The organism is Dietzia sp. DQ11-38-2 (assembly GCF_014145055.1).
Taxonomy (GTDB): domain Bacteria; phylum Actinomycetota; class Actinomycetes; order Mycobacteriales; family Mycobacteriaceae; genus Dietzia.
The window spans coordinates 1-5,489 of the sequence record NZ_JAALDW010000522.1 but is presented as its reverse complement, the minus strand read 5'-3'; the positions used below and the strand labels follow the sequence as shown (position 1 = coordinate 5,489).

The following is a 5,489-nucleotide window of genomic DNA, read 5'->3' as shown; positions in this document are numbered from 1 at the left end:
GGCCCGTGAATCACCGGGGCTAATCGATCGTTACGGCGTGCGATGGCAGGTCGCACCCCACTCGCTGTACGACCTGTGGCGGTCGGGGGACCGGGCCGCCGCCGCACGGGCCTTCACGGTGATGATGGACATGGTCAGACTCGACGTGGCGGCTCTGGAGAGAGCGGCCCGGGGAGCCTGACGAGGTCGCCGCGGCGAAGGCCCGCATACGCGGCTCAGAGCCCGGGGCGTTTACCGATCGTCAGCGTGACCTCGCCGGTGTGGGCGAAGAAGTCCTCGCCCTTGTCGTCGACCACGATGAACGCCGGGAAGTCCTCCACGTCGATCTTCCACACCGCCTCCATGCCGAGCTCCTCGTACTCGATCACCTCGACGTGCTTGATGCAGTCCTGCGCAAGGCGGGCGGCGGGGCCGCCGATCGATCCCAGGTAGAACCCACCGTGGGTCGCGCAGGCCTCGGTGACCTGCTTCGACCGGTTCCCCTTGGCGAGCATGACCATGGATCCGCCCGCCGCCTGGAACTGCTCGACGTAGGAGTCCATGCGGCCGGCCGTGGTGGGACCGAACGACCCCGACGGCATGCCCTCCGGGGTCTTGGCAGGGCCTGCGTAGTAGACCGGGTGGTCCTTGAGGTACTGGGGCATCTCCTCGCCGGCGTCGAGCCGCTCCTTGATCTTGGAGTGGGCGATATCGCGGGCGACGACCAGGGGACCGGTCAGCGACAACCGGGTCTTGACGGGGTGCTTGCTGAGCTCGGCGAGGATCTCTGGCATGGGCTTGTTGAGGTCGATCTTCACCGCGGCGCCCTTGCCGGTACCGGACACGCCGTGTGTCGCGGCGTCCAGCTCCGCATCGGTGGTCGCGGGCAGGAACCGGCCGGGGTCGAACTCGAGCTTCTCGAGGAACACGCCTTCCGGCGTGATCTTGGCCTTGGCCTGGCGATCGGCGCTGCAGGAGACGGCGATCGCCACCGGGAGCGAGGCCCCGTGGCGCGGGAGCCGCACCACGCGCACGTCGTGGCAGAAGTACTTGCCACCGAACTGCGCTCCGATCCCGATCTGCTGGGTCAGTTCGAAGACCTTCTCCTCCAGCTCCACGTCGCGGAACCCCCGGCCCGACATGGCCCCTTCCCTGGGGAGTTCGTCCAGGTAGTGGGCCGAGGCGAGCTTGGCGGTCTTGACCGCGAACTCGGCCGAGGTCCCGCCCACCACGATGGCGAGGTGGTAGGGCGGGCAGGCCGCGGTGCCGATGGAGCGGATCTTCTCCTCGATGAACTGCATCATCCGCTCGGGATTGAGGATCGCCTTGGTCTCCTGGTACAGGAAGGACTTGTTGGCCGAGCCGCCGCCCTTGGCCATGAACAGGAACTTGTAGCTGTTCTCGTGGCCGGGAGTGGTGTCCGCGCCGATCTCGATCTGGGCCGGGAGGTTGCTCCCGGTGTTCTTCTCGTCCCACATGGTGAGGGGGGCGTTCTGCGAGTAGCGCAGGTTGAGACGGGTGAACGCGTCGTAGACGCCGCGAGCGACCGCCTGTTCATCCGGGCCCGGGGTCAACACGTGCTGACCGCGCTCGCCCTTGACGATCGCGGTGCCGGTGTCCTGGCACATCGGCAGTACCCCGCCGGCGGCGATGTTGGCGTTCTTGAGCAGATCCAGAGCGACGAACTTGTCGTTGTCACTGGCCTCGGGGTCGTCGAGGATCTTGGCGACCTGGGCGAGGTGATCGGGGCGCAGGTAGTGCGAGATGTCGTGCATGGCCGTCTCGGTGAGCAACCGGATCGCCTCGGGCTCCACGCGCAGGAACGTCGTGCCGTCCGGACCCTCGACCGTGGATACGCCCTCGGTGGTCAGGAGGCGGTACTCGGTGGTGTCCGCACCGACCGGGAGGAGGTCCTCATAGACGAACTCGGGCATTGACGCTCCTGATTCCTGAGACGCGGCTAACACTCGGGTCCAGGGTAATCGCCCGATCGCGCAGGTCAGAATCGGGTGTCCCGCAGGGGGACGAAGCGGTATCCGCCGTGGTCGGTGACCTCGAGGTCCCCTTGATTGCGTCGTACCCGGTGCATGACGTCCCCCCAGGGTGCGACCATCACGCCGCCGTCGGCGAGCTGATCCACCAGTTCCTGCGGGAGGGCGTCGCCCATGGCGGAGACGAGGATCCGGTCGAACAGGCCGTGCTCCGGCAATCCCAGGACGCCGGGCCGCGCCTGGTGAACCGACACCCAGGGCTGGGGGATCGCCGCCCGCGAGCGCTCGACCAGCTCAGGAACCAGCTCGACCGCGAACACGGCAGACCCCGGGCCCCCGAGTTCTCCGAGTATCGCCGAGGTCCAACCGCTGCCGGAACCGACGTCGAGGGCCCTCATCCCGGGGAAGGGTTCGAGAAGGGCCAGCATGGTCGCCACGGTGGAGGGCTGAGAGTTGGTCTGCCCGAAGCCGATGGGCAGCGGCGCGTCGCGTTGGTGGTCGCCCGCGACCTCCGGTGGGAGGAACCGGCGCCGGTCCTGGGCGCGCATCGCCCGGCGGATCTCCGAGGTGGGCATGGCGGCCTCCCTTCACCGGGGGTGTGGGTTCGAGGGTAGACCTCTGCCGGGTCGTGACGACGACGACACCGAGGCCCCGGGCGTGGGTGAACGGCTCTCCGCGTCCTGAAAGCGGCACTAGTGTCGTGGCATGCGCTTCGGACTCTTCCTGCCCCAGGGCTGGCGACTCGACCTGGTCGACGTGCCTCCCGCCCGGCACTGGCCGGTCATCACCGACCTCGCCTCCCGGGCGGACGCGGGCCCGTGGGAGTCGGTGTGGGTGTACGACCACATGCACACCGCGCCGCTCACCACCGGTGAGGCCACCCATGAGGCCTGGACCCTGATGTCCGCGCTGGGCGCGGCGACCACCCGGGTCCGGCTCGGTCAGATGTGCACCTGTCTGGGGTACCGCAACCCCGCGCTGCTGGCCAAGATGGCCTCGACCGTCGACCACATATCCGGCGGTCGGGTCGAGATGGGGATCGGCGCCGGGTGGTACGAGCACGAGTGGCGGGCATACGGCTACGGCTTCCCCTCCGCGGGCGAGCGAATCGCGATGCTCGACGAGGGAGTGCGCATCATGCGCGACGCCTGGGCCGACGGCATCGTCTCGCTCGAGGGAGACCATTTCCGGATCGACGGTGCCATCGTGCAACCCCGGCCACTGCAGGAGGGCGGCATCCCGACGTGGATCGCCGGCGGCGGCGAGCGCAAGACGCTCCGGATCGCCGCCCGCCACGCCGACTACACCAACTTCGACGGCAGCCCCGAGGGGTTCGCCCACAAATCACAGGTCCTGGCGCGGCACTGCGCCGACCTGGGGCGGGACCCGTCCGAGATCACGCGCACCGCGAACTACAACGTCGCGGTGGGGGAGACGGAGAGGGACGTCGCCGACAGACTCGCGTTCCTCCGCGACCGGATGGCCCGCCACGTCGGGCAGGACGAGGCGGAGCGGCAGCTCGGCGCGTACCGCGGTCTGCCCGCGGTGGGCACGCCCGAGCAGATCGTGGACAAGCTGCGCGGACTCGAAAGTCTGGGGATGACCTACGGCGTCTTCTACTTCCCCGAGATCGCCACCGACACCTCTGGCCTCGCGCTGTTCGAACGAGAGGTCATCCCCGCCCTGGCGTGACCCGCCGCCCGGGCGGACGCCCACACCATCCCCGATGACCGGAGTGTGACCCGCGATGAAGGACATCCACTACGAGGAACTGCCGCCCGAGGCGGTCCTCGAGCACGTCACGCCGGGGATGCACATCATCTCGCCGATCCAGAACGCGGCGCCCCCGGCCCTGCTGCGCGCCCTCGACGCGGGTGCGGAGAGACTCGAGAACGTCACCGTCCACCACATGGATCCCTGGGAGTCACTTCCGTTCATGGAGGGTGCGTACCCCGGCAGGCTCCGGCATGTGGACTACTTCCTCGGCCCGGGGTCACGGAAGAACTTCCACGAGGGCACGTGTGACCTCGTCCCGGTCGACTTCGCCCAGGTCCCCGCGACCCTGCGTGAGTTCAGCCCGCCCGGGCTCGCGATCACCACGGTGTCCGAGATCGACGAACACGGGTTCTTCTCCATGGGCACCAACGCCGACTACGTGGCGTCCTTCATCGGGCAGGTGCCGTTCTTCGTGGAGGTCAACGCCAGGATGCCGCGGACATTCGGCCGGAATCACATCCACATCTCCCAGGTCGTGGGGGTGACCCGGAACGACGCGCCGATGATCACCGTCGACCCGCCGGTGCCCGGTGAGATCGAGCACGCGATCGCCGACGTCATCGCCGAGCGGGTCCCCGACGGGGCCTGCCTGCAGCTCGGCGTCGGCAAGCTCCCCAACGCCGTGCTGTCCCGTCTCACGGGGCACGAGAACCTGGGCATCCACACCGAGGCTCTGTCGGACGGGGTGATGGACCTCGTGGACGCCGGCGTCATCGACGGTTCGCGGAAGACCGGTAGGCCGTTCAAACACGTCACCACCTTCGCGGTGGGGTCACAGAAGCTCATGGACTGGCTGCACAACAACCCCTCGGTCGCCATGCTGCCGGTGGACATCGTCAACGACCCGCGTGTGATCGGCCTGGAGCACAACCTCCACTCGATCAACGCCACGAGCGAGGTCGACCTCTACGGACAGGCGGCGTCGGAGACCATCGGGGGTCGGTACTGGTCCGGCGCCGGTGGGCAGGCGGACTTCGCCAGGGGCTGCAGGTTCTCGCCCGGTGGCCACGGGTTCATCGTCACCCCGTCCCAGACGTCCCGGGGGATCAGCCGCATCACCCTCTCGCTTACCCCCGGCAGCCCGGTGACGACCCACAAGAACATCATCGACAGCGTGGTCACCGAGTACGGGATCGCCACGCTGAGGGGCCGGTCGGTGTCCGCCCGGGCGGCCGCGTTGATCGCGATCGCCCACCCGGATCACCGCGACCGTCTGAGTCGGGAGGCCCGAGAGGTCGGCTTGATGCCGCGGACTCTGCACTGACCGGGGCCCCGCAACTCCGGCGCCCCGCGCGCCCACCGGTGGCAGGCGTTCGGGAGGGGGGTTACGTTCCCGGTGGAATGTGACCCCTGGAATCGGAGGCTGTTATGGACCCCATCATCTGGATCGTCATCGGGGTGGTCGCGTTGGTCGTGGTCATCGCGCTCATCGCGGTGGCCACGAAGAACAGCAGTCGCAAGAAGCTGGGTGAGGCTGCAGAACTGCGGAAGGACGCGCGCGAGCGGGAGCAGCAGCTCGAACGCCAACACTCCGTCGCCCGTGAACAGGAGCATCGCGCGGGCGCGGCGGAGCAGGAGGCCCAGGCCAAGGCCGCGGAGGCGGACCGGCTTCGCGCGGAGGCCGAGCAGCATCGTTCCGTGCTCGACGAGCAGCGTCAGGACGTGCGGCGCATGGAGGAGCACGCCGACAAGCTCGACCCCAAGCACCGCGCCGACGCGCCGGGCCGTGACGCCGGCCCGGAC

At 68.8% G+C, this 5,489-nt stretch carries 5 protein-coding genes and 1 pseudogene; 4 read left to right on the top strand and 2 right to left on the bottom strand.

Annotated features, from left to right (window positions below):
- Positions 1-181, top strand: a pseudogene (locus G6026_RS16305) (hypothetical protein); the annotation flags it as partial.
- A 34-nt stretch (positions 182-215) separates the two neighbouring features.
- Here the strand turns inward: G6026_RS16305 and G6026_RS16300 are convergent.
- Entirely contained in the window at positions 216-1,913 is a 1,698-nt protein-coding gene (locus G6026_RS16300; protein ID WP_107756771.1) for a fumarate hydratase, read from the bottom strand.
- A gap of 65 nt (positions 1,914-1,978) precedes the next feature.
- A complete protein-coding gene (locus G6026_RS16295) occupies positions 1,979-2,545 on the bottom strand; it encodes a protein-L-isoaspartate O-methyltransferase (RefSeq protein WP_182613778.1) in 567 nt (188 codons plus the stop codon).
- Positions 2,546-2,675: 130 nt separating this feature from the next.
- Between G6026_RS16295 and G6026_RS16290 the strand changes: the two genes are divergently transcribed.
- The 3 genes from G6026_RS16290 to G6026_RS16280 form a co-directional block, all read left to right on the top strand.
- Positions 2,676-3,662: an LLM class F420-dependent oxidoreductase gene (locus G6026_RS16290; RefSeq protein WP_182613777.1), complete on the top strand. Its 987-nt coding sequence runs from the start codon at positions 2,676-2,678 to the stop codon at positions 3,660-3,662.
- A 55-nt stretch (positions 3,663-3,717) separates the two neighbouring features.
- Complete coding sequence (locus G6026_RS16285) at positions 3,718-5,010, top strand: acetyl-CoA hydrolase/transferase family protein (RefSeq protein ID WP_182613776.1); 1,293 nt, start codon at positions 3,718-3,720, stop codon at positions 5,008-5,010.
- A gap of 104 nt (positions 5,011-5,114) precedes the next feature.
- A partial coding sequence (locus G6026_RS16280) for a hypothetical protein (protein WP_182613775.1) occupies positions 5,115-5,489 on the top strand: 375 nt, incomplete at its 3' end.